Source organism: Hyphomonas sp. UBA4505 (genome assembly GCF_002388685.1).
Lineage (GTDB): Bacteria > Pseudomonadota > Alphaproteobacteria > Caulobacterales > Hyphomonadaceae > Hyphomonas.
Genome location: NZ_DGMZ01000008.1, coordinates 41,446 through 66,479, shown reverse-complemented (window position 1 = coordinate 66,479; position 25,034 = coordinate 41,446). Strand labels below are relative to the sequence as shown.

Annotated in this window: 23 protein-coding genes and 1 tRNA gene; 22 read left to right on the top strand and 2 right to left on the bottom strand. The window is 61.4% G+C overall.

Annotated elements, in window-relative coordinates; genetic code table 11:
- Positions 1-111 precede the first annotated feature (111 nt).
- The 16 genes from B3527_RS05125 (at position 112) to B3527_RS05050 (ending at position 17,947) form a co-directional block, all read left to right on the top strand.
- Positions 112-3,003 carry a hypothetical protein gene (locus B3527_RS05125; protein WP_290478745.1) on the top strand — a complete coding sequence of 964 codons (2,892 nt, stop codon included), beginning with the start codon at positions 112-114 and terminating at the stop codon, positions 3,001-3,003.
- Positions 3,004-3,117: 114 nt separating this feature from the next.
- Positions 3,118-5,727 carry a TonB-dependent receptor domain-containing protein gene (locus B3527_RS05120; protein ID WP_290478744.1) on the top strand — a complete coding sequence of 870 codons (2,610 nt, stop codon included), beginning with the start codon at positions 3,118-3,120 and terminating at the stop codon, positions 5,725-5,727.
- Positions 5,728-5,826: 99 nt separating this feature from the next.
- A complete protein-coding gene (locus tag B3527_RS05115) occupies positions 5,827-6,690 on the top strand; it encodes a type II secretion system protein N (RefSeq protein WP_290478743.1) in 864 nt (287 codons plus the stop codon).
- A gap of 2 nt (positions 6,691-6,692) precedes the next feature.
- Positions 6,693-8,645, top strand: coding sequence for a type II secretion system secretin GspD (gspD, locus tag B3527_RS05110; protein ID WP_206990828.1), 1,953 nt, complete (start codon positions 6,693-6,695; stop codon positions 8,643-8,645).
- A complete protein-coding gene (locus B3527_RS05105) occupies positions 8,642-10,132 on the top strand; it encodes a GspE/PulE family protein (protein ID WP_206990827.1) in 1,491 nt (496 codons plus the stop codon). Before gspD ends, B3527_RS05105 begins: the two co-directional genes overlap by 4 nt.
- Positions 10,132-11,340 (top strand): type II secretion system F family protein, encoded by a 1,209-nt coding sequence (locus tag B3527_RS05100; protein ID WP_290478742.1) that lies wholly within the window; start codon positions 10,132-10,134, stop codon positions 11,338-11,340. Before B3527_RS05105 ends, B3527_RS05100 begins: the two co-directional genes overlap by 1 nt.
- 9 nt (positions 11,341-11,349) lie before the next feature.
- Entirely contained in the window at positions 11,350-11,808 is a 459-nt protein-coding gene (gene gspG / locus B3527_RS05095; RefSeq protein WP_206990825.1) for a type II secretion system major pseudopilin GspG, read from the top strand.
- Entirely contained in the window at positions 11,808-12,281 is a 474-nt protein-coding gene (locus tag B3527_RS05090; protein WP_206990824.1) for a PulJ/GspJ family protein, read from the top strand. Before gspG ends, B3527_RS05090 begins: the two co-directional genes overlap by 1 nt.
- Position 12,282: 1 nt before the next feature.
- Positions 12,283-12,660: a type II secretion system minor pseudopilin GspI gene (gspI, locus tag B3527_RS05085; protein WP_206990823.1), complete on the top strand. Its 378-nt coding sequence runs from the start codon at positions 12,283-12,285 to the stop codon at positions 12,658-12,660.
- The gene (gspJ, locus tag B3527_RS05080) at positions 12,657-13,253 is read left to right on the top strand and encodes a type II secretion system minor pseudopilin GspJ (RefSeq protein WP_290478741.1); all 597 of its coding nucleotides are present in this window, start codon (positions 12,657-12,659) and stop codon (positions 13,251-13,253) included. The genes gspI and gspJ overlap by 4 nt, the downstream gene beginning before the upstream one ends.
- The gene (gspK, locus tag B3527_RS05075; protein ID WP_290478740.1) at positions 13,250-14,236 is read left to right on the top strand and encodes a type II secretion system minor pseudopilin GspK; all 987 of its coding nucleotides are present in this window, start codon (positions 13,250-13,252) and stop codon (positions 14,234-14,236) included. The genes gspJ and gspK overlap by 4 nt, the downstream gene beginning before the upstream one ends.
- Positions 14,236-15,342 (top strand): type II secretion system protein GspL, encoded by a 1,107-nt coding sequence (gene gspL, locus B3527_RS05070; protein WP_290478739.1) that lies wholly within the window; start codon positions 14,236-14,238, stop codon positions 15,340-15,342. Before gspK ends, gspL begins: the two co-directional genes overlap by 1 nt.
- Positions 15,339-15,815, top strand: coding sequence for a type II secretion system protein GspM (gspM, locus tag B3527_RS05065; protein ID WP_206990819.1), 477 nt, complete (start codon positions 15,339-15,341; stop codon positions 15,813-15,815). Before gspL ends, gspM begins: the two co-directional genes overlap by 4 nt.
- Positions 15,812-16,558, top strand: coding sequence for a type II secretion system protein N (gspN, locus tag B3527_RS05060; RefSeq protein WP_290478738.1), 747 nt, complete (start codon positions 15,812-15,814; stop codon positions 16,556-16,558). The genes gspM and gspN overlap by 4 nt, the downstream gene beginning before the upstream one ends.
- Entirely contained in the window at positions 16,555-17,025 is a 471-nt protein-coding gene (locus B3527_RS05055) for a hypothetical protein (protein WP_290478737.1), read from the top strand. Before gspN ends, B3527_RS05055 begins: the two co-directional genes overlap by 4 nt.
- Before the next feature lie 127 nt (positions 17,026-17,152).
- A complete protein-coding gene (locus B3527_RS05050; RefSeq protein ID WP_290478736.1) occupies positions 17,153-17,947 on the top strand; it encodes a CAP domain-containing protein in 795 nt (264 codons plus the stop codon).
- 60 nt (positions 17,948-18,007) lie between these two features.
- Here the strand turns inward: B3527_RS05050 and B3527_RS05045 are convergent.
- Together B3527_RS05045 and B3527_RS05040 are read right to left on the bottom strand one after the other, a co-directional pair.
- Positions 18,008-18,081 (bottom strand) — tRNA-Gly (locus tag B3527_RS05045).
- 67 nt (positions 18,082-18,148) lie between these two features.
- The gene (locus B3527_RS05040) at positions 18,149-19,684 is read right to left on the bottom strand and encodes an alpha-N-arabinofuranosidase (protein ID WP_290478735.1); all 1,536 of its coding nucleotides are present in this window, start codon (positions 19,682-19,684) and stop codon (positions 18,149-18,151) included.
- 136 nt (positions 19,685-19,820) lie between these two features.
- Between B3527_RS05040 and crcB the strand changes: the two genes are divergently transcribed.
- The 6 genes from crcB (at position 19,821) to B3527_RS05010 (ending at position 25,029) form a co-directional block, all read left to right on the top strand.
- Entirely contained in the window at positions 19,821-20,204 is a 384-nt protein-coding gene (gene crcB, locus B3527_RS05035) for a fluoride efflux transporter CrcB (protein WP_290478734.1), read from the top strand.
- Positions 20,201-21,247, top strand: coding sequence for an RluA family pseudouridine synthase (locus B3527_RS05030; RefSeq protein ID WP_290478733.1), 1,047 nt, complete (start codon positions 20,201-20,203; stop codon positions 21,245-21,247). The genes crcB and B3527_RS05030 overlap by 4 nt, the downstream gene beginning before the upstream one ends.
- Positions 21,247-21,921, top strand: coding sequence for an HAD-IA family hydrolase (locus B3527_RS05025; protein ID WP_290478732.1), 675 nt, complete (start codon positions 21,247-21,249; stop codon positions 21,919-21,921). Before B3527_RS05030 ends, B3527_RS05025 begins: the two co-directional genes overlap by 1 nt.
- Positions 21,922-21,968: 47 nt before the next feature.
- Positions 21,969-22,697 (top strand): ATP12 family chaperone protein, encoded by a 729-nt coding sequence (locus B3527_RS05020; protein WP_206990808.1) that lies wholly within the window; start codon positions 21,969-21,971, stop codon positions 22,695-22,697.
- 112 nt (positions 22,698-22,809) lie between these two features.
- Positions 22,810-23,325, top strand: coding sequence for a hypothetical protein (locus B3527_RS05015; RefSeq protein ID WP_206990807.1), 516 nt, complete (start codon positions 22,810-22,812; stop codon positions 23,323-23,325).
- 171 nt (positions 23,326-23,496) lie between these two features.
- On the top strand, positions 23,497-25,029 hold the full coding sequence (locus B3527_RS05010; protein WP_290480705.1) for an acyl-CoA carboxylase subunit beta: 1,533 nt from the start codon (positions 23,497-23,499) through the stop codon (positions 25,027-25,029).
- Positions 25,030-25,034 lie beyond the last annotated feature (5 nt).

The window sequence follows — 25,034 nt, the reverse complement described above, 5'->3', positions numbered from 1 at the left end:
CACTGCGATAAGCCGCTTCGGATGCAGGTGGCCATGGAATCACTATTGGCCCGATCCAACGAATTATTGCTGAGACCGGCATCCTTCATTGGGGCCACAAAGGGGTAAAGAATGAAACTCGGGAAGACCTTGAAGCTCGCGACCATGGCGAGTGTTGCCGTGCTGACACTCGCTGCGTGTTCGGACACGACGATTTCCTCACCAGGAGCATCCGAAACGCCGGTGAGCCCACCGCCGCCACCGCCTCCGCCACCGCCGCCGGCCGCAGCGACTATCGATCTGGTCCCGACAGCCGGCTGTCCTACGGGCACGGCTGAAGCCACATTTGCTGCTGTGGCTGCCGATGGCTTCTCCGACGTCGACGTGTGTGTGCTTGGATCCGACGCTACAGGCGGCACGACGATCACGGCCGACCTTGAAATTCCAGCCAACACCACGATCGCCATTCAGGGCCCCGTCTTCATCGGTGAAGACAACAAGGATAACGCTGGAACGCCCGTCACGCTGACGATCAATGAGGGCGTTCGCTTCTTCGGCGCGTCCGCAGGCGGCACCGCGACAGCCACCGATGACTATATCGTTGTGACGCGCGGTTCGACGATTGCGGCAACGGGCACTGAGGCTGCTCCGATCCGCTTCACGGCGCGCGCAGCCATGAATGATGAAGAGACCGGCTCCAACCTGATCGAAGCTGGCACCAATGCTCAATGGGGCGGCCTGGTCATCAACGGTTTCGCACCGATCAATGCGTGCGGCGAAACCACTGCAACCGGCGGCACCGCTGACTGTGAGAAAAGCGGCGAGGGGTCATCCGGTCTGTTCGGCGGCGCAACCGCTGACGATGATTCCGGTAACCTGAACTATGTAATCGTCGAGTATGCAGGCGCCCGCCTGACCAATACGGACGAGTTGAACGGCATCGCCTTCCAGGGCGTTGGGTCCGGCACGGACGTTGACTATGTTCAGGTCCACAACAATCTCGATGACGGTATCGAATGGTTTGGCGGTACTGTGAACGCGAAGCACGTTGTCATCACCGGCGCTGGCGATGACTCGCTGGACTGGACCGATGGTTGGCAGGGCAAGCTGCAGTTCGCAGCTGTCCGCTCGACAGTTCCTAGCTCTGACGATCCGCGCGGCATCGAAGCTGACAACCGTGACGGCGAGAATGACAAGACGCCATTCTCCAGCCCGAGTGTTTCCAACTTCACGCTCGTCGGCACAGATGGCAATCAGCAGGGCATCCTGCTGCGCCGTGGTACACAGGGCAACATCGTGAACGGCATTGTGACCGGCTACGCAACCGGCATCGACGTCGATAACCCTCAGACCTTTACCGGCTTCTCGGATGGCGATCTGGTGATCGAATCCCTGCTCCTCGACACGGCTGAGAATTTCGCTACGGACTCCGACGGTGTTCCGACCTTCGCGGCTTCTGCGAACATCCGGACGGGCAACAACTCGCTGGTGGAGAATTTCTTCCCTGGCCAGCAGGAGCTGAACGTTCCTGTGTCCACGGTTCTGGCAGCTGACGCCTTCTTCGATACCACCACCTATATCGGTGCATTCGGACCAACCGAAACCAGTGCAAACAGCTGGGCTAACTTTGCCCTCGCTGGCACGCTGTTCGACGAAGAAGAAGCCGAATGCCCAACCGGCACGACTGAAAATGGCGAACTGGACGGCAAGAAGCTGTGCCAGATTGATGGCTCCAGCTCCATCACGTCAGACCTGCGTCTCTCCAATGGAGACGAGTTGATCTATGAACTGGTCGGTCCGGTCTTTGTCGGGGTTGACCGTGGTCCCGATCCGGCTGCACCGCTCGCAGGCTCTGCTGCCGCATCGCTTACGATTGATGCGGGTGTGACGGTCGTCGGTGAAGGCAATGACGACTACCTCGTCATCGCTCGGGGGTCTCGCCTCCTGTCGAACGGCACCGAAGCTCAGCCGGTCGTCTTCACCGCCAAGACGGTTGTGGATGGCACAATCGCGGCCCTCGACCAGGACACCAAGGGTGTTTGGGGTGGGATCGTCATCAACGGTCGCGCTCCGATCAATGCCTGTAACGAGACCACTGCGACGGGCGGCACGGTTGATTGTGAAAAGTCAGGCGAAGGTTCCTCCGGCCTGTTCGGTGGTGCAACTGCCGACGATGACTCCGGTCAGATCTTCTACACCCGCGTTCAGTATGCTGGTACACGCCTGACCAATACGGACGAACTGAACGGCATTGCCTTCCAGGGTGTCGGTTCGGGCACCGAAGTTGATTATGTCCAAGTCTACAACAACCTCGACGACTGCTTCGAATGGTTCGGTGGTGCGGTAAACGCCAAACACCTGGTCGCAACGGGTTGCGGTGACGACAGCATCGATTGGACAGATGGTTGGACCGGTTCGCTGCAGTACGGCATCGTCTACGCCGGTGCGACAAGTGCAACGGGCGGCCTTTCGGGTGACCCACGCGGCATCGAGGGTGACAACCGTAATGGTGAGAACGACAAGACGCCGGTCTCCAGCCCGGATCTGTCCAACATCACGATCATTGCCAGTGGCGACGCTGCTGCAGACACGGGCGCCGTGCTGCGTCGCGGTACGCAGGGTACGCTTGTGAACGCCATCATCCTTGGCTGGCCAGATGCCGGTCTGGATGTCGATGATCCACAGACGCAGACCAACGTTACAAATGACGACCTGCTGATCCGCTCGCTCTTCCTCTCCGACAATGGTGAAGACATCGAGAGCGGTGACACGGACGACGTGACCTTCGTCACAGCTGACAATGTTGTGACCGGTCAGACGGTGACCATGTCCGGCTTTGCCTTCCGGTCGGGCCGTCCTGGTCTTGTCCCGGGCGCCAATGAGAACGCTGTTCCCGTCTATGACGTGACCGGCATCGGCAACCTCGAAGCCACAACATATATCGGCGCTGTAGAAGATGCTGATGACATGTGGTTTCTCGGCTGGACGATCGATCAGGAAGGTAACCTGACATCGACCAACTAAGCCGGCCTTGAACAGATTGGATGGGGCGGCAGACTCTGCTGCCCCATTCCGTCGTTCAGACCAGAGACATTTCGGCGGGGCTGAGTCCCGTCAGCCCATTACAGGAAACCTCAAATGAAACGCCTCCTGTCTGCCCGTTCCTTGCTGTTGACCGGAGCCTGCCTTGCCTGGCTGTCACCGGCATTCGCTCAAGAAGACTCCTCGCCATCCGACTCCGCTCCTGCTGTCGAGCAGGAGGAGGAAGCCCGTCAGGAAACTGTCGTCGTGCGTGGCTTGTTCATTCCGGATGAAAAACGCTCCACTTCCGAAGTCGCCGCTCTCATTGATGAAGGCGATTTCTCGCTGCAGGGAGACGGCGATGCTGCCGCTGCCCTCGCGCGTGTTGCCGGTATCGCCACGGCTGAAGACGAGTTCATTTACGTCCGTGGTCTCAATGAGCGCTACTCGACCGCGCTTCTCAACGGATCACCGCTGCCAAGCCCTGCGCCATTGCGCCGGGTCGTGCCACTGAACCTGTTTCCGACATCCGCTCTGAAGAGCGTTCTGGTCCAGAAGACCTATTCACCAAACCTTCCGGGCGAATTTGGGGGCGGTCTTGTCGATTTGCGCACCAAGACCGTGCCGGATGAAGCCTTCTTCACTGTCGGCGCAAAACTTGCCCGCGATACGTCGACGACGCTTCGCAATGGCCTGATGTATGACGGGACAGATACCGACATTTTGGGCTTCGATGATGGTGCTCGCGACCTGCCTTCCCTGGCAGATGGTCTCACAACTGAGTTCGGCCGTCAGTTGACTGACAATTCATCCCTCCTGGTCATGCAGGAAGGGGAGGTTGCTCCGAACTTCAGCATCGATATGTCGGGAGGCAACAATTTCGACCTCACGTCTGATATCTCGATGGGCGTGATCGCCGCTGTCGGATATGGCAATTCCTGGCAGACGAAGCGGGGAACGCGGGGGTATGGCGACCTTGAGGGTGACGGTCTCCGGTCAGCTTTCCAGCAGGATCGTTTGAGCACACAGAATACGATTGATACGAACGCCTTGGCGACAATTGGTTTCGAGGCATTCTCCGACCATGAGATCAAGTTCACCGGGCTTGTGACCCGCTCCTCTGAAAAGGAAGCGCGGATCATTACCGGCGAGAACAATGAAGACGTCAACCAGCGCCTCGATGCTTTGGAATGGGTCGAGCAACAGCTCTGGTCCACGCAGGTCCAGGGCGAGCATTTCCTGCCTCAAGTCATGGATATGAAGGTGGAATGGCGCGCGTCATATTCCGAAGCGCTTCGGGATGCCCCATACCAATTGTCGAACATCTACAACATCAATGATGCCGGCGTGCCGATCCTCTCTACCAGCCCTGCTGCGAACCGTATGCAGTTCAGCAAGGTTGAGGATGATACCACGGATTTCGGGATCGACGGCACATTGCCGATGACGCGGGACGGGGAGTGTACGTTCCTTTGTGAGGCTGACCTGAAATTTGGCTACAGCTATGTTGAGAATGATCGCGCAGCCACCTCGCTGCTCTACGATATCAACGGTGTCGGCGGTACGGACCGCACTCAGCGTCTCGATTACATCTATGACTATATCTTCCGGTCGGGTGTTGGCTCGATTACGGAAGTAGCTGGTGAGCAATTCCCGCAATTCTATGTTGCAACGCTGGAAATTGATGCCGCTTATGCCGGGATCGATGCTCAGATCACGCCCTATATCCGGGCTGCGCTGGGCGTGCGTTTTGAAGACGCGATCGAGGCCATTGATACGCAGAACATCAGTGGCGATCTCACCGGCAACACGGTGGAAGGGGTCATCGATCAGTCTGACTGGTTGCCGGCTCTGACCATCACCTGGAACCCGATCGAGGATTTGCAGGTTCGTGGGGGATATTCCGAAACGCTGACGCGTCCCCAGTTCCGCGAACTGGCCCCGGCTGTGTTCGTCAATACGGAAACCGACGCCACCTTCTTCGGTAACCCGTATCTCGTGAACGCGTCGATCAAGAACTATGACCTGCGCGGCGAATACTATTTCGCCCGTGACCAGTTCGTGACGCTCGGCCTGTTCTACAAGGATCTGGAAAACCCGATCGAGGAGATCCTGGCCGGTACAGAGACAATTCAGACGACGTTTATCAACGTACCCTCTGCCAAGCTGTACGGATTTGAAGTCGAATACGAACAGCTCCTGCCATTCGACCAGTGGACCGGCTTGGGCTTCTTTGATGATCGCGAAGTTCAGGTGAAAACCAACTACACCTGGTCAGATTCCGAGATCGGAGCAGATGGTGAAGTGGCCTTCAATATCGGTACGAATCTGAACCCGGTGCGCGGCACCACGACGGCTGCCGGGCGTCTCGAAGACGGGCGCCGGATGCAGGGCCAGTCCGAACACCTCTTCAACGTCCAGCTGGGCCTTCTCAATGAAGAGGCGCAGTCCGAATACAACCTGCTGTTCAATTATGTCAGCGAGCGTATCCGGTCGGGTGAGAACGGCAACCTGCCCGCAATTCTGGAGCAGCCGCCAATGACGGTGGACTTTGTCTGGAACAAGCGCTTCCAGTCTGGCAGCGGCCAGTATGAATTCTCCCTCAACATCGAAAACATCCTTCAGGAAGACTATGAAGCTTTTCAGGAGCGCGGGGGTGACCGCGTGGATGTCGATACGTACGAGCAGGGTACCATTTTCAGTATTGGCCTGAAACGTATGTTCTAGCTTCGGCTCTGATATTGCATATCATCAATTACAGGTCCGCGGCCATTGTCGTCGCGGACCTGTTAGCTTAGGGGAAACCCTCTTTCGAGGGGCTTGATATTGACGGAACGGCTTGAATCTCTTGCAATTTTCGCTCGGCGTAGCGTCGGGCCTGCCTTGCGCGTGATTGAGGTCGCCTTGGTCGTGGGCATTGGCTTGGCGACGGCAAAGCTCATTTGGCTGGCGGTAGAACCGGGCGGGGCAGTCTCTCCGGACATCCCGGTTCGCTCCGTCGTGCAGCCCCCGCAAGGTATCGCAACCAACATATCCGTGGATACGTCCCGGCTCCTCCACGAAAATCCGTTCGGCGCGGCCTCCGCCCTCGTGGCGGATATCCCGGACGCGCCGGAAACAAGTCTGAACCTCAAGCTGCGGGGTGTCCGCGCATCGTCGGAAGAGGCCGGCGGCATCGCCCTCATCACCACACCAGACAACCGGACTGCAGCCTATTCGCCCGGCGAAGCCATCCTTGAGGGGGTCACCCTTCACCGGATTTATGGGGACCGCGTCACGCTCCGGAAGGGCGGCCAGACGGAGGCCCTGACGATGGAAGGCGGCGCCGGCCTGCTATCGGTCCTGACCACGCCGGGCCAGCCTGACCCCGAGAGCAATAATTCTGCCACGGGCTCCACCAGCGCTCGGATCGCCCGCGCCGACCTGATGTCCAGCATCACGATAGATCCGGTCCATCACGGTCAGGAATTTGTCGGCTACCGTATCGGCTCCCGGGGTGACGCTGACGTGATGACCCGCGCGGGTCTTCAGCCCGGCGATGTGGTCGTGGGCCTGGATGGCGCAGACATCAATGACGTTCCTCCGGCAGAGCTTGCCCGGAAATTCTCCGATCCTAATCCCGTTCGTCTGAAGATCGACCGGGACGGAAAGACAATTGACCATACCCTCGCGCCCGAGGAGGCCCGATAGACATGAATTTGAAAACCCTCTTGTCCGCAACGGCAGTTCTCGCAGCATCTCCGTCGGCCTTTGCCCTGGCCAATGAGACGCCGGCGGATACGGCGCGGCACATCCTGAATTTCGAGGATGTCGAGCTGTCCGCCCTTATCGCGGACGTGTCGACGGTGACGGGCTACACGTTTGTCGTGCATCCGGAAGCGCGCACCAAGCGGATCACGGTCTCCTCCACCACTCCGCTGACGCGCCAGCAAGTGTTCGATGTGTTCCTGTCCTCCTTGCGCGTGCACGGATTTACGGCGATCCCGGCCGGTAAGGCCACATATCGCATTGTCCCGGAACAAAGTGCTGTGGGTGAGGCGGGCATGGGGGCATACGGATCGAACGCCTTCACGACCGAAATCTTCAGCCTCCAGCATCTGAACGCCCTCGAAGCAGCGAAGATGCTCAAGCCGGTGATTGACGAGCAGGGACAGGTGATTGCCAATGCCCAGTCGAACACTTTGGTCGTTGTGGATTATGCGTCCAACATTCCCCGCTTGCGCAGCATGGTCGACAAGATTGATGCCGACCCTTCGGTGACGGAAACCATCCAGCTGGCCAACACCTCCGCCACGGAAGTCGCGAACATCCTGACCTCTCTGAACACCAGTGCCGGCGAGGACGCCTACAAATCCAATTTCAGGGCCATAGCGTCCGAGGCGGGCAATGCGCTGATCCTGCGCGGTGATCCGGCCGCCGTTGAGCGCGCCAAGCTCGTGACGGCGGACCTGGATGGCCGCGACCGGCTTCAGGACACGATCCGGGTCGTCCCGCTGAATAATGCGGATGCGGCCGATGTGGTGCCGATCCTGCAGCAGGTGGCCTTTGCCATCGACAAGCGCCGCGGACTCGCGGATGCGAGTGAGGCGACCACAATCGCCCACCATGATTCCACCAACTCGCTGGTCATCAGCGCGGCGCCGGAAACCCTGCTTAGCCTCGAGCGCGTCATTGGCGATCTTGACCGCCGCCGCGCCCAGGTTCTGGTGGAGGCCATCATTGTCGAAATGGCTGACGACACGGCGCGGCAACTCGGTCTTCAATTCCTGTTGTCAGGCACCGGCAGCAGTTCAGTCCCGTTCGCCACGACAAATTTCTCGGCATCGGCGCCAAACCTGCTCACGCTTGCGGGAGCGATCAGCAGTGACACGCCATTTTCAGGGGACGAGGACAGCGCAGTCAGCGACTCGCTGACAACGGCGGCGCTCAACTCGCTACTGGGATTGACCGGGATCACGGTTGGGGTCGGCGGGCAGGATGGTGATACATTGTTCGGCGCTGTACTGACGGCTGTGGAAGCGGACACAAATTCCCGCATTCTCTCTAAGCCATTCAACATGACTCTGGACAACGGAACATCGTCGCTGCTTGTCGGGCAGAATGTGCCAATCACAACCGGTCAGGTGCTGGGGGACGATAACACAAACGCTTTCACGACCGTGGATCGCAAGGATGTGGGGGTTGGGCTGACCGTTACGCCTCGAGTGTCGAATGATGGAACGATCCGTATGCAAATAACGCAAACCGTATCCAATGTGGCCGGCGCTATTACGGCAGGTGTGACAGATATCGTGCTCAATACGAGAGAGATCAATACCAGCGTGATCGCCGACGATGGTGAGATCATTGTCCTTGGCGGCCTTATTGAGCAGACCGAAGCCTTTTCCAATGAGAAGGTGCCGTTGCTTGGGGATATTCCTGTTGCAGGTCGCCTGTTCCGGACGGAAGGCAAGTCGCTTGGTCGGACGAATCTGATGGTCTTCATCCGCCCGACGATTGTTCGCGACCGTGCCGGAGCAAAAGCCGTTACATCACGCTCCTACAACTATATCCGCGCCGAAGAACTCTGGGACGGAGAGGGGAGCGACACGTCCTCTATCGACAATTTCATCACAGAAGTGCTGGGAAGCCCGCCGCCGCAATGACGCCGACCGATTTCGCCCCGACGCAATTCACATACGCCTTTGCCAAGGAGAAGGGACTGGTCGTCCTGCCCGGACGGGAGCAGCTGACCGTGGCTGTCCGTCAGGGCGCAGATCCGCTGGCGCTGGTGGAGGCACGACGCGCGCTCGGCAGCGTGTTTGCTCTGGAATCTCTGGACAAGGACTCCTATGACCGGTTGCTGGCCGAGGCCTTTGCGTCTGGACCGATGGCGGATGATGACGTCGATGCCGCCGTGGAGAGCCGGGGCGGTCTGGAGAGCCTGATCGACGATATCCCGAAAGCTGCAGACTTGCTCGACGGGCAGGATGACGCGCCGGTGATCCGCCTGATCAACGGCCTGATCCACGAAGCCATCAAGCGCCGCGCGTCCGACATCCATATCGACCCGTTCGAAAACCATCTCTCGATCCGCTACAGGATCGATGGCGACCTCGTCGAAGTTCTGACTCCGCCGCGCAAACTGGCCGCGCCCATCTTGTCTCGGATCAAGGTCATGGCGCGGCTCGACATAGCCGAAAAGCGTCTCCCGCAGGACGGCCGGATTTCTCTGTCAGTAGGCGGACGGTCTATTGATGTGCGTGTGGCCACACTCCCCACCCGGTATGGGGAGCGGGTTGTGCTGCGTCTGCTCGACACAAAGAACGCGCTGGTCGGCCTGCCGGAACTTGGCATGGATGCTGACACGCTGGAGCGTTTCTCCGATGCGCTGGCCCAGCCAAATGGCGTGATCCTTGTCACCGGGCCGGTCGGCTCCGGCAAGACGACGACGCTCTATGCGTCGCTCTCGCGCCTGAACAACGGTCGCGACAACATCATGACCCTGGAAGACCCTGTTGAGTATGGTCTGCCGGGCATCAGCCAGACCCAGATGGACCACAAGGTCGGCCTTACCTTTGCGGCGACGCTCCGCTCCATTCTTCGCCAGGATCCAAATGTTGTTATGGTCGGCGAGATCCGGGATTCCGAAACGGCGGAAGTCGCGTTTGAATTCGCCTCCACGGGCCGTCTCGCTCTGTCCACACTCCACACGAACAGCGCTGCCGGGGCAATCACCCGCCTGCGTGACATGGGCGTCGAAGCCTACCTGCTCGCGTCCACGCTGCGCGCGGTGATGGCACAGCGCCTCGTCCGCCGCCTCTGCCCGAATTGCAAGACGGAGCGTCCGGCCACCGCGGTGGAACTCGACGCTCTCGGCTTTGGCGCAGGTGACACCGTCATGGTGGGCGAGCCGAATGGCTGCTTCTCGTGTGGCAATACCGGCTTTGATGGCCGGATCGGTATCTATGAGCTTCTGGTCGTGGACAGCAATATCCGCGACCTGCTCGGGTCCGAGGCCAGCGAGCACCGGATCGACGAAGCCGCGTTTTCCGGACATGACCGCCTGATCGACAATGCGCGGCGCTATGTCGTCTCGCAGGAAACCAGCCCCGCTGAAGTGCTCCGCGTCAGCCGCAAGGGAGGTGGGTGATGCCGGCATTTGAGTATGTCGCCGTCGATGATCATGGCAGGCGCCAGAAAGGGATTATTTCCGCCGAAAGCCCGCGTTCTGCGCGCCGCGAATTGCGCCTGCGGGATCTCATGGCGCTCGATGTCATTCCCGTCAGCGAGCAATCGGCCAAGGCAAGCCGCATCGGCGGCCGGATCGGCGAAAAGCAGCGTGTCCTTCTGGTGCGGCAATTGTCCGTACTCCTGCAATCGGGCCTTCCGGTCGAACAGGCGCTTGGCGCCGCCGCAGAGGATGCGACAACCCCGCAGGCCCAGCGTGTCCTGCACGCCATCAAGACCGAGGTCACCGAAGGCGCGCGTCTCGCAGACGCGATGTCAGTCGCGCCAAAGGCGTTTCCACCGCTCGTGCGCTCGGTCGTCTCTGCCGGCGAACTGTCGGGACGGCTTGGCGACGTCATGGAGCGCCTCGCGACATATCTGGAGCGTAGTCACCAATTGCGCCAAAAGGTTCAGGCAGCGCTGATCTATCCGGCGGTTTTGGGCATCATGGCTGTCGGCATGATCATCGCCATGATGTTGTTTGTCGTGCCGCGCCTGGTCGAGCAATTCGACCTGTTCGACACGGATCTGCCACTGATCACCCGTATCGTGGTCAATCTCTCCGAAGCCCTGCAATCACATGGTATCCTGATCGCTCTGGCGCTCGCGACCCTGGTCTTCGCCGTGGTCCGCGCCTTCAGGGTTCCCGCGGTGCGCCGCGCAATTGATCGCTACAGCCTGAACCTGCCTATTGTGGGCCCGCTAAACCGGACCGTCTGCGCGGGCCGGTTCGCGCGTGTCTTCGCGACGCTCTCCGGCTCTGGCGCGACCATTCTTGAGGCTTTGAGCGGGGCCAAGGGTGCCTCGGGCAATCTCGTCTTCAGTGAGGCGGCAGAACAGATTGGCGAACGTGTGCGCGAAGGCGGCTCCTTTGCCGGCGCGCTGAAGGCCACCGGTGTCTTCCCGCCCATGATGGTGCACATGGTCTCCAGCGGAGAGGCCGGGCGCGACATTCCCGGCATGATGACCCGCGCGGCAGACTATCTGGACAATGAATTCGAAACGGGATCGTCCACGCTCCTGTCCCTGCTGGAGCCGCTGATCATTGTTGTGCTCGGCGGGCTGGTTGGCCTGATCGTTCTGTCGGTTATGTTGCCGATCCTGCAACTCAATACTCTCGCTATCGGATAGGAGGCAGTCATGCACTTAGTCACGCCCCGCACCCCTCAGGAAAAGCGCCGCAAGACGGCGGGCTTCTCGCTCGTGGAACTCATGGTGGTGGTTTTCATCATGGGCCTGCTCGCCACGCTGATCGTCGTGAATGTCGCCCCGGCGACCGACCAGTCCCGCATCGGCAAGGCGCATTCCGACATTGCGGCGCTCGAAAGCGCGCTCGATATGTATAATCTCGACATGTACGGATACCCTTCCGCAGATCAGGGCCTGGCGGCGCTGAGCACGGCGCCCACCGGTGCACAGGCCGCGCAGTACCGCCCCGGAGGCTATATCAAACGCATGCGGACTGATCCCTGGGGCAATGAATACGAGTACGCTTTCCCTGGCACACGGTCGGGCAGCGCCTATGACGTCTTCTCCACTGGTCCGGATGGACAAGCCGGAACGGACGACGATATCGGGAACTGGGATCCCGCAAGCTGATGACGCCAATCCTGTCCTCTCAATCCGGCATGTCTTTGGTTGAGGTTCTGGTTGCGCTCTTCATTCTGGCGCTGGCCAGCGCCGCAATCGTCATGACGCTGCCCCGCCAGCCGTCCCGTCTTGACCGGGAAGTGGCGCGGCTGGAGCTGGCCATTGACCGTCTGGCAGACGAGGCCATCGCCTCGGGCGAGGTGCGCGCCATCCGCCTGGGGGAAGATGAATATGCGGCCGAAGCCTGGCGTGACAGTCGCTGGGTCGCGCTGCCGCGATCGGCGCACACATTGCCATCCCCTCTGGCGATCTCTGTCTCAACATCGCGCCGGGGGCTTCAGGAGAGTGATCCGAAGGATTGGCCGCACATCGTGGCCGACGCGACCGGCATCGTGTCAGCGCAGCCGCTGACCCTGATCGAGGGCACGGACCGGCGTGTCCTGACCGTGTCGTCGTCCGGCATGGTCGAGGTGGAGCGCTGACATGACGTCTCCGCGTTCACAGCAAGGCTTCACGCTGGTCGAAGTGCTGGTTGCGCTCGGCGTGTTCAGTATTGCTGCCATGTCGCTGGCGCATCTCGGGAACGAAACCCTTGTTGGCGCGCGCCATGTGGACCAGCGGTTCCTTGCCACTGTCGAAGCGGACAATCTGATGGCCGAGGCGCTCGTACGCCCCGGAGCCATTCCGCCGGGTGTGAACACCGGGGAAAGCACGCAGCGCGGGCGCAGGCTGACCTGGATGCGCACGATCAGCGCCACCGGACGGGAAGGCCTGTTTTCCGTGTCCGTGACAATAGGCGATGCCGAAACGGGCCAGCAACTCGTGAACCGTCAGACCCTGATGCGGGTGCCGACATCATGAGCAAGTCGGCCGGGTTCACCTTGATCGAAATGTTGGTGGCGCTCGCCGTGACCTCGCTGCTCATGGTGGCGGGATCGACCCTGTTGATCCAGACCTTGCGGTCCGGCCAGATGGTGGAGGCCCGCACAGAGATGGTTCGCGATCAGGATACGGCCCATAGCCTGCTGCGGGATGACCTCGCCACTGCGACCCTGCGCCTGACCCAACCGCCCAATGGGCTCGATGCTCCCAAGGCCTTCAGCGGCGGATTCTCCACACTGGAGCCCTTGCTGGCCTTCACCCGGGCTGGCTGGATCAATCCCGGTAAGGTCGAGCCACGGGGCGACCTGCAACGGGTGGAATACTTCCTGACCGACGGAAGCCTTGTTCGCCGCGCCTGGCTGCGCCCTGATCCGGTCTACAACACGCCCTATGCAGATCGCGTGATTGCCGAAGACCTCGACAGCGTCGGTCTGCGCTTTCTGACCGGCACCAGTTGGCAACTGGACTGGCCGGGCCAATCAGACACGCTACCGGATCTGGTCGAGCTGACTTTCGTGTTCGGAGAAGGCGATGAGTTGCGCCAGCTTTTCCTTGTTGGGGGCGCAGGATGAAACGCTCGCACCGTTCCGATCATGAGCGCGGCGCGACCCTGCTCAGCGTCTTGCTCATCATCGTCCTGATGTCGACAGCGGCGCTCGCGGCGACCGATGCGCTGGCGCGGTCTGTCAGCGTTTCGCGAGTCTCGGCCAGCCGGGCCGACAGCTTCTGGGCAACACGCGGGGCCTTGTCTGTGGGTGAGGCATTTGTGAACGAGGCCCTGGCAAAGACAGACGGAGCCTTGACGCCAGACTCCCTGTTGTTCCGTGAGCCGATTGTATTTGCGTATTCGCGTGGGACAATTTCCGTCCGGTTTTACGAGGCCACGAATTGCCTGAATCTGAATGCGCTTTCGCTGGGGGACGGTGAAGCCTCCGCCGGGAGCGTGTCCCCCGACCAACTCCACCGCATGCTTGAGGGCGCAGGCCTGTTCAACAGCGAGGCGCAGCATCTGGTGGATTCGCTGTCCGACTGGATGGACGCGGATACCAGTCCCCGCGCCTCCGGCGCCGAAGATGGCGCGTATGGAGGCCGGGCAATCCCTCATCGGACGCCGGGACAGCGGCTCGTCTCTATCAGCGACCTGCGCGCGATCGACGGCTTCACTCCGGATGTAATGAACGAGATTTCGAACCTGGTCTGCGTCCGTTCAAGGTCGGATGATGCACCGCTGAACATCAACACGCTGACAGCGGCTCAGGCGCCACTGCTGGCAGCGCGCTTCTCCGACGAGTTGTCCACAAGCGAAGCCGAACAACTGATCCTGTCGCGCCCGGAAGGGGGATGGCTGAATGTTGGTGAATTCCTCCTGTCGCGGGATGTGGCCAGTATCGCGCCGGAATTGCGCCGGGATAGCGCGCTGTCGATACGCTCCGATCGGATTGGGGCTGCCATTTCGATTGCCTCCGACACGGGCACGATTCGCATCGATGCGACCTATGGGCGTGGCACCGATGGCATTTATGTCCTACAGGGCTCAAACAGGAGATCTGGCTGATGCGCCCGAGACTTTACACGGAAATCCCGAGGGACGGCGAAAACTGGCGGTTCGTGCGGAGCGGTCCGTCCGGTCTGGAGCCCGTACCGGAGGGCGCAGGCATTCCATCTGGTGCGGATGTTGTCGTCTTCGTTCCCGGAACCGAAGTGACAGCGCACCGGGTGCGTGCGGCGGCCCGGCGGCCGGTAGAACTGACGCGCCTTGCGACGTTTGCGATCGAGGATGATCTCGCCGTGCCGGTCGAGTCCGTTCACGTCGCCGTATCTGCGGATCAGGACGATGCGGGGTTCCGGATAGTCTATGCCGTGTCGCACACAGTCATGCAGCATTGGCTGGACCAGCTTGAGGCGGCCGGCCTCGGATCGGCCCGGATTGTGCCGGATCTGTCCCTGTTGCCGCCAACCGAACAGGTCGATTTCGGTCGCTATCAATTGCTGACCGTCGAGGGAAGTCCCGTTGCGTTCGACAATGACTGGCCGAGTGATGTCATGTCGGCGCTCCTCAAGGGCACGGAGGCAAACGCCGCTCCCCGCCGCGCAGAGTCCCTGACCGAACTGGCGCTCTGGGCCGAGGCGGCGCCGCGCCTGACCGATCTCCGGCAGGGCACATATGCCCGCGCCTCTGAAACCGGCATCTCCCTGAAACAGTTTCGCTTGCCCGCGGCGCTTGCAGCCACCCTGTTTGTGGCATGGGGCGCGCAGACGGCGCTGTCGGTGCATACGATGAAGAATCTGACGACGGCGCTGGATGCGGAATCCCGCGCGCAATATGCCGCCGCTTTCCCGGGCCAGCAGGTGCCGTCCAATCCTGCCGCCGCCTTGCGCTCGCGCACCGGGTCAGCGACCAGCGTCGCCGCGCCCAGCTTCCAGCAGACCAGTGCGGCGCTATACGGAGCGGTGGAGAGTGTCAGCGGAGCGAATTTGGTCAGCTTGCGCTATGACCGCGCCATCGGTGAGCTCCGCGCCACGCTGACATATCCGGCCTTTGGAGCTGACCTGGATCTGAAGACGGCGATTGAGGCCACCGGCCTGCAGGTCAGCTTGGGGGATACGCGCCTTGAGGATGGACGGGTTGTGGGCGATCTGTCGATTGGAGGCCGGTCATGATGGGATACTGGAACAGCCGCACCGGACGAGAGCGGGGATTGATCGGCGTGGCACTCCTGCTCGTGATTGTCGCGCTCCTGCAATTCGCGATCGTGCGGCCCCTGATGGCTGCAAAGGCGGACTCGAAATTGGCTCTGGAAGCCGCCAGTCGGCAGCTCGACGTGGTCTCGGCGGAGCTCACCTCACAAACGACGCGCGTGGCCGGTGCCACTGCCGCCCGCGCCTCCAGTCAGAACTTACGTTCGGATCTGTTGCAGCTTGCCAATGCGAGAGGCCTGTCCGTGTCGCGGTTGCAGACCGCAGATGACGGCCGACTGATCCTGCAGTTTGAGCGGACGGTGCCGACTCTGGTCTATGCCTGGCTGGCCGATGCGGACATGCGCTATGGCGCCGTGCCTGAACGCGTGACCATGTTCGCCGAGGAGGCTGGCTATGTGCGGGCAAGTTTTGAGTTTGCGGGAGGCGGGTCATGATGCGGACAGGATTTCTCTTTGTCGCGCTCTTCGTCATCACGCTGATTGGCGGTCTGATCGCTTTCGCGCCCCTGTCCTTTGCCTTGCGCCAGTCAGGTATCGCGGATCGCGGCGTCAGCTGGCAGCAGGCGCGTGGGTCGGTTTGGCATGGTCAGGTCACCGGCCTGTCATGGCGCGGCACGCCGCTCGGTGCGGTCAATCTCGATTCCGATGTTTTGCGTTTCGTGACAGGCGGCCCGTCGCATGATGTGTCGTGGAGCGGGCCGTTTGGCCAGGGGCGGGGCAGGATCAAGGCATCCGGATCGTCTGTTGTGGCGGAAGAAGTGTCCTTGAATATTCCGCTAACGGAGCAGGTTGGCGCCGATCCTGTTATTGCGCAGCTCGGCAGCAGCCTCCGACTCTCGAACGGCTCTGTGAAATTGTCTGGCGACCGGTGCGAGGCGGCGGCGGGGAATGTGACGAGCGATGTGGCCCGCCTTGCCGCGGCATCGTTTGGCCGGGACTGGCCCGTCCTCAGCGGTCCGCTGACGTGCACGGATACCCGGTTGACTGCGCAATTGTCTGGGGATGCGGGGGACGGCACACGCATTGTCCTCAAGGCTGTTGCACAGGATGGGTTTGAATTGGAACTGACCAATTTTGATGATGAATTGCGCGCTGCCTTGCTGGCTGCGGGATTTACAGACCGGAATGGTGCGCTGGTCTACACGCGGTCCATGAACAGAATGGAGACAAGGCCATGAGGCAGGTAATTGCGATTGTCGCGGGGGCGCTGCTGCTGGCGGCATGTGCGAGCGGCGACAAGAAGCGGCCCGTTCCGCCGGCGCCGGAGGTTCCCGAGGCAGGCAATTTACCAGCGCAGGATCTTGCGGATGGCGAGTGCGCGCTGTTCCTGTGGACCCAGGGCGCGCCGCGACGCTTCATCTACTTCTCCAAGGCAGGTAGTCAGACGGCCGAAACCATGCTGTCTGAAACCCAGCAGACCATGGCTCTGGTCCGCCAGGGCGGGACCTTGTTCGGACAATTCATGACCGAAATGGATTACACGACCATCGAAGGCGAGACGATGTCCCTGCGAATCACGCCCGGCGAGATGGTGGAGGGCGGGCAAAAAATCTCAACTGGCCGCATCAAGCTACTGAATGATGGAGGTTGGGAGACCGTGATTCCTGTGGCGGGTTTGCGGGCGTGCCAGCCGGATGCTGAGTGATTGCAGGGCCTTCCGGCAAGACGCCTCCGAGTAGCATACAGATAAGATACGTAAAAGTGTCATTACTTGACGCAAATCTGTCACACACGGTATTGTGACACTTATGTTACAGAAACAATACAGATATATGTCAATCTCCGCTCTGGCGCTTGCGGCGCTGGGACTGACTGCGAATGCCCAACAGGCTTGTGACCTGTCGGATGGTCTCGGCCTGCAGCCTGCTGCATTCCAGACTGAAACCGAAGCCTGTTTTGAGGGCCTCAATGGCGTCACGCCGGATACGTTCATGCAAGGCCAGCTTGGTCAGTTCGCGGCCGCTGACCGCAGCGATGCGGGCAAGGCGAGCCTGACGAACCTTGCGACGCTGAACGAAGCTGCACGTATCCATGCCTATGACATGGCGGTTCGGGGCTATGTGGCCCACGAGGACATGGAAGGACGCAGTCATCTCGACCGGGTCCGCCTGCTGGACCGCACCCACCTCGTGGGGGCATTCGGCGCCAATATGGCCATTGTGGATGACTCGGCTACGCCTGAAGAAGCCTATCGTGCCCTGATGGCAGACCCCGCCAACAAGGCCAATCTCAAGCGCGGCGAGTTCGACCATACCGGTGTGGCGGCTGTGCGCGCCAATGGCCGGATCTATTTGGTCCAGCTGTTCTCCCGTGTTGAAGGGACGCTGCAGGCTCCGATGCCGACCCAGGTGAACGGCAAGACTGACCTCAAGGCCGTCTTCGCGGAATCCCGCGCTGAGCCACTTGGCTGGTCGGTTGTCTCCACGTCCGGCAATGTGCTCGCCAAGGGCATCGGCGATAGCGTCCCGGCCAGCGAGTTGAAGGGCCAGTCAGGCTATCTGACCATCGACATGGCGCTCGGCAAGGACCGCTACACGCTCAAAGGCCCCGCGGTCTCACTGTTCTAAGCTGCGCACCCTCTCCAGATACGAAGAAAGCCGGTCCCTTCAGGGGCCGGCTTTTTTCATTGGAGCGGGTGAAGGGAATCGAACCCTCGTCGTCAGCTTGGGAAGCTGCTGCTCTACCATTGAGCTACACCCGCGACCGTACACCTATCTGATCCTGAAATGGCGGCCGCGCAAGAGGGCGAAGCGCCCATGCGTTGGTTCCTAGTCGAGCGTCACCACCACGACAGAGCGCGCCGGAATGGAGAGGACAAGATCATCCGCAGTACCGTCCACAATATAGGGGGCCGGCTGCACCCGGTCCGGCCCGTCGAACGTGTTGTGGGAATCCATCTCCTCTCCCTGCAGGATACGGCCGGTGGCCTTGCTGGCGCCGAAAGCGCTCGCATCGACCAGATGGTCGTCATGGGCAGACGCATTCACCAGGGCCAGCACGATGCGGCTATCCTCCGTCCGCGCGGCGCTGGCGCTGATGGCCGGCACCGTAACATCCCCAAACACATAGTCCGGTGACTGAAGATTCATTTCCAGCGCTTCGGCGCTCATGAAGGGCTGGTACATGTCAAACACATGATAGGTGGGCGTCAGCACCATGTCCGGCCCGTCAGTCAGGATCATTGCCTGCAGGACATTCACCATCTGGGCGATGTTTGTCATCTTCACGACGTCGGCATGCGCATGGAACAGGTTGAGGTTCAGGCCGGCCACGATGGCGTCACGAATGCTGCCCTGCTGGTAAAGCGCGGGCGGATCGGTCGCCTCATCCTGGTCCACCCACATGCCCCACTCATCCACGTACAGGCCGAATGCGTCAGCGGGCAGATCGTGTTTCTTGAGAATGGCCTTCTGGTCCTCGATCACGTCCGCCATGCGCAGGGTGCGCTTCATCGTCGAAGCCCATTCCGCCTCCGGGAAGCCGGTCGCGGCGCCCTTCTTGCCCCAGTCGCCGGTGGGCAGGGTGTAGACATGCAGGGAGATGCCTTCGGCCAGATCGGCGATATAGGGATGTTCCAGGATTGTGTCGGCATATTCCGGGTTTGCGTCATGCGCGCCGGAGATGATGCGCACCGGCTGGTCGCCGGCCGTTTTCGCAAAGCTCGCAAATTGCGCGTAGAGATCGGCATAAGCGCCCGCCGTGATGGCCCCGCCGCAGCCCCAGGTCTCGTTTCCGATGGACAGATAGTCGACTTTCCATGGCGCATCGCGGCCGTTTGCGCGGCGTTCCTCGGCGCGGTCTCCGCTTTCGGCCGTGAGATATTCCAGCCAGTCGGCGCCTTCCTTGGCCGTGCCGGTGCCGAGGTTCAGATTGAGATAGGTCTTCGCGCCCAGCCGTTCGGCAAATTCAAAGAATTCATGCGTGCCGAATTCATTGCTTTCCGCTGTACCGCCCCAGACCATGTTGACCCGTGCCGGGCGGTCAGCCCGCGGGCCGATGCCGTCGCGCCAATGATAGAGATCAGCGAAGCAGCCGCCGGGCCAGCGCACGACCGGCACGTTCAGCGCCTTCAGCGCATCGAAGACATCATCGCGAATGCCATCGGTGTTGGGGATGTCACTGTCGGGGCCCACCCAGATCCCGCCATAGGGCTGTGTGCCGACATGTTCGAGGAACTGGCCGTAAATTTCCGGCGCGATTGTGTGGGTCGGGGCGTCGAGATCCACATCAAGTGTGGCCTGGGCGGCGGCTGATCCCAGGCAGAACAAAAGGCCGGCAAGGCTCGCGGCGATACGGTTTTTCATGATTGGCTCCCTACGATGTTCTTTATTTTAGCGCTAACATTCGGCGGGTCCGGGCCGATTAGTCAAGCTGCAATCGTTTCCGCGCCGGAGTCATGCGGCACTGGCTAAGCGGGCCGGTTGAAGATAGAAGGCCGCCATGAACGGATTTCTCGCAGTTGCAGCAGGCGGCGCCATTGGCGCGTCGCTCCGGCATGGGGTCGGCCTTATGGCCGTGCGCCACCTGCCGTCTGGCTGGCCGCATGGCACATTCGCCGTGAATCTGCTGGGCAGCCTGCTGATGGGCCTCCTGGTCGGTTGGCTGGCGCTGAAGGCCGAAGGGCTGCACCAGACGACCCGGCTGTTCCTGGCGACAGGATTGCTCGGCGGCTTTACCACCTTCTCGGCATTCTCGCTGGAAGTGGCGGAATTCCTGCGCAAGGGCGAAACCCTGAAAGCAGGCACCTATGCGGGGCTCTCATTGATACTGGGCGTGATCGCGCTGTTCATAGGACTTTTGATTGCCCGAAAGGTATTCGCATGAGCGGCCAGATTGTTACTGAAACGGTTTCCGACAAGGAATCCGGCACCCGGCTTGATCGCTGGGTCAAGCGCCGCGTGCCGGTCACGCAGGGCCAGATCGAGAAGATGCTCCGCACGGGGCAGATCCGCGTCGATGGCTCGCGCGCCAAGGCCAATACGCGCCTTGAGACCGGCCAGCAGGTGCGCCTGCCGATCATGGACGCGGACGCGACCCGTCCGGCGCAGAAAAAGGCCGAGCGCGTTTCCGAGGAGGACCGCCAATTCATCCGCGACCTGATCCTCTACGAAGATAACGAGATGATCGCCATCAACAAGCCTGCCGGCATCGCCGTGCAGGGCGGATCAGGGCAGGGCCGCCATATTGATGGCATGCTGGCCGCGCTGGGCGATGGCGAGCATCGCCCGGTCCTTGTCCACCGGCTCGACAAGGATACGAGCGGTGTGCTGCTGCTGGCCAAATATCCGAAGGCCGCCGCGCAGCTGTCGGAGAAGTTCCGTAGCCGCGACATGAGCAAGGTTTATTGGGCCATTACCGTTGGTGTTCCCAACCCGCCCTTTGGCCAGATACGTTGCTGGATGGTGAAGGGCATTGAGGACGAGAACGAAGAAGACGGCTACCGCGTCATCCATCCCAAGGCCCGTGGCCGCCGCGACGCGGACCGCGAACGCATGTTCCGTTCGGCGCAGGGCGTCGAGGGCGCACGTCATTCGATCACGGACTATGCGGTGATCTCCACGGCAGGGCAGAAAGCAGCGTGGGTGGCGCTGAAGCCGGAAACAGGCCGCATGCACCAGCTGCGCTTTCATATGCTGGAAATGAATACGTCCATTCTCGGGGACTTCAAATACCAGTCCCGCCGCGAAGTGCCGCAGGGCCTTGCGCCCGGCATGCACCTTCACGCGCGCAGCCTCATCATACCGCGCCAGACTGGCAAGCCGATCAAGATCGTCGCGCCGCTGCCGCCGCACATGAAGCAGACTTTTGAATCCCTCGGCTTCCTCGAACAGGAAGCTGGCAAAGACCCATTGGCACCGTTCATCTGATGTCGGGTTTGAAGCTTGCCATATGGGACGTGGACGGAACACTCGTCGACAGCCGAACCTCAATTCATGAAATCATGGTTGAGGCCTTCACCCTGTCGGCCCTGACGCCGCCGGAATATGATGCGACGCGCCGAATTGTCGGGCTCAGCCTGCATGAAGCCTGCGGCCAGCTTGCGCCAGACGCCAATGCCGCCGAGATCGACCGGCTGGTGAATGATTATCGCGAGTCCTGGGTTCGCGCTCGGGCCCGGCCAGATTTCACCCAGCCGCTTTATGATGGCGCGCTGGAAACGCTCGAAATGCTGCGCGAGGAAGGCTGGCTCATCGCGATGGCGACCGGCAAGACTCACAAGGGCATCGAAAGCCTTTTCGGGGCACACGATATCCAGCATTTCTTTGATACGGTCTGGTGCGCCGATGACGGCCCCGGCAAGCCGCATCCGCACATGGTGGAACAGGCAATGGGGGCCCTCGGCTGCGCGCCGCATGAAAGCCTCATGATCGGCGATGCCATCCACGACATTTCCATGGGCCGTGCGGCAGGCGTCTACACGCACGGCGTCAGCTGGGGCTTCGGCGCCGCCCACGAACTCGAAGAAGTCGGCGCCCACGAAATCCACCATGAGTTCGACACGCTCCGCAAAAGCCTGCTGGCGTTTGAGCCGGCCCTGTAGCACTTCCCCTCTTGGAAACCCGCCCTCATGGGCGTACATGCCCGGCCATGACTGACGAGACCGAGACCCAAGAGACCCCGAAGCCGAAACGCTTCTACGAGAGTGCCAAGCCGGAGCAGATCCCCGGCGGCTGGACCGTGGAACTGGATGGCCGCTCCATCAAGACGCCTGCGCGCGTCGCCCTGAAGCTGCCGACGGAAAAGCTGGCCAAGGCGGTTGCCGCTGAATGGAATGCGCAGGACGCAGAGATCGACCTGATGTCGATGCACCTCACGCGGCTTGCCAATGTTGCGATCGATCGTGTGCCGGAGACCCGTTACGAGATGGCGGATGAACTGGCCCGCTATTGCGAGACCGATCTTGTCTGTCACATCGCCGAGGAGCCCGAGGAACTGGCTGAGCTGGAAGAGGCCCATTGGGCCCCGCTGCGCGCCTGGGCCGGACAGGCGCTGGATGTGATCCTCGTGCCGGTCGAAGGCATCATTGCCTCGCCCCAGCCGGATGCTTCGCTGGAAGCGGCGCGGACCTATGCGCTCGGTCTTGATGACTTTGCCCTGACAGGCCTCCTGTTCGGATGCGGCCTTTACGGGTCTGCCGTGCTCGCCATGGCCGTGGTCGAGGGCGAACTGACGGCGACCGACGCGTTCGAGGTCGCCCGCATTGACGAGGCCTGGCAGGCCCAGCACTGGGGCGAAGACGATGAAGCCAAGGCCGCCACGGCGCTGCGCCGCATCGAGGCCAAGGCGCTGGAAACCTGGCTCGTCGGCCTCGGCTGATCGCCCTGTGCAACAGCGCGCACCCGCAGTTGAACGAAGATGAACCGCAGCGAAACCTGCGATGAACGCCGCGCTCAGGCCGTGTTCCTGTGGCGCGTGGTCTGCTCGGCACATGATGAAGAAAATCATGAATGTCCGAGTGGCTGCCGTTGCCCTTGCTGCGTCCGCCCTCATCGCCGCCCCCGCAATGGCCGACCCGGCCCGGGGCAGCATCGCCCAACTTGAGACCCGGCTTGGTGCGACAGGCCTGTCGATCCAAATCGGCCACAATGCCCCGACGGGCCGTCATGGCCGGTATCGCGCCAATCAATGGGGCCAGTCGCTCCGGCAGGAACGCCAGCTGCGTCGCAACGCCGTTCAGGCCTGCCGCGCCGCGATCAGTCGCACGGCATGGCGGGCCGGCTTCCACGATGTCGATTTCGATGATGACCGCCGAATCCAGCAGATCGGCCCGAACGGCTTCCGCATCCGCTTTGATGATGTGGAATTCGAGAACCGCCGCCGCGAGCGGGAACGCGACGTCACCTGTCTCGTTCGGCGGGGACAGGTCGCCCGGCTTGACGGTATTCCGCAAACGGGTCAGGCGCGCAATCGCGGCCAGAACGGCCACAGCCGCTACGGCTACTGACGCAACGGCACCCCTGGCGGCGGGCCGACCAGAATGATCGCCCTGCCGCGGCGCCCCGGACCAGACATCCGGGGCGTTTGCGTTTTCAAGGGCCTAACGCCGCACTTGCCTTTGTTGCGCTGCCGTATAATCACGGGGGAGTAAACAGAAACAGAAGGCCGGGAGAGCCCCATGAAGGACGTGATCGAAGCGCTGGAAGCCAAACGCGAAGAGGCCCGTCAGGGCGGTGGCGCTGCAAGAATCGAACGCCAGCACGCCAAAGGCAAGCTCAGCGCGCGGGAGCGTATCGAAGTGCTGCTGGATGAAGGCAGCTTCGAAGAATACGACATGTTCGTTGAGCACCAGTGCTCCGATTTCGGCATGGATGAGCAGAAGATCCCCGGCGACGGCGTTGTCACCGGCCAGGGCACCATCAATGGCCGCCTCGTCTATGTCTTCTCGAAAGACTTCACCGTCTTCGGCGGCTCCCTGTCGAAAACCCATGCCGCCAAGATCGTGAAGGTCCAGAAGGCCGCCGTGATGAATGGCGCGCCAGTGGTCGGCATCTTCGATGCGGGCGGCGCGCGCATCCAGGAAGGCGTCGACAGCCTCGCCGGCTATGCCGACATCTTCATGGAAAACGTCCTCTCGTCCGGCGTGATCCCCCAAATCTCCGTCATCATGGGCCCCTGCGCCGGCGGCGACGTCTATTCGCCTGCGTTGACCGACTTCATCTTCATGGTGAAGGACACGTCTTACATGTACGTCACCGGCCCGGACGTGGTGAAGACCGTGACGAACGAGGAAGTCACCCACGAATCCCTCGGCGGGGCATCCGTTCATGCGGCCAAGTCCGGCGTGGTCGATGGCGCGTTCGAGAATGACATCGAGGCGCTGGTCCAGATGCGCCGCCTGATCGACTTCCTGCCCGGATCGAACCGCGAAGACCCGCCGGTCCGCACCGTCTATGATTCCGCCGAGCGCGTGGAAGACAGCCTCGACACGCTGATCCCGCCCAACCCGAACTCGCCCTACGACATGCGCGAGCTGATCGAGAAAGTGGCCGATGAAGGCGACTTCTTCGAGATCAGCCCGAAATTCGGCGCCAACATTCTCTGTGGCTTCGGCCGCATTGAGGGCTCCACGGTCGGCTTTGTCGCCAACCAGCCGATGACGCTGGCTGGCGTTCTGGACATTGACGCCTCCCGCAAGGCGTCGCGCTTTGTCCGCTTCTGCGACTGTTTCAACATTCCGGTTGTCACCTTCGTGGACGTGCCGGGCTTCATGCCGGGCACCAAGCAGGAATATGGCGGCCTCATCAAGCATGGCGCGAAACTTCTGTTCGCCTATGCCGAGGCGACTGTGCCCAAGGTCACCGTCATCACCCGCAAGGCCTATGGCGGCGCGTATGACGTGATGAGCTCCAAGCATCTGCGCGGCGATGTGAACTATGCCTGGCCGACGGCCGAGATCGCCGTGATGGGCGCCAAGGGCGCGGTCGAGATCATCTTCCGCAAGGATCTTGGCGACGAGGAAAAGATCGCTGCGCACACCAAGATGTATGAGGACAATTTCGCAAATCCCTACGTCGCCGCGCGCAAGGGCTATATCGACGATATCATCATGCCGCACTCAACCCGCCGCCGAGTCGCCAAATCCCTCCGGGCCCTGGCCAACAAGCAGCTGGAAAACCCCTGGAAGAAGCACGATAATATTCCGTTGTGAGGTCG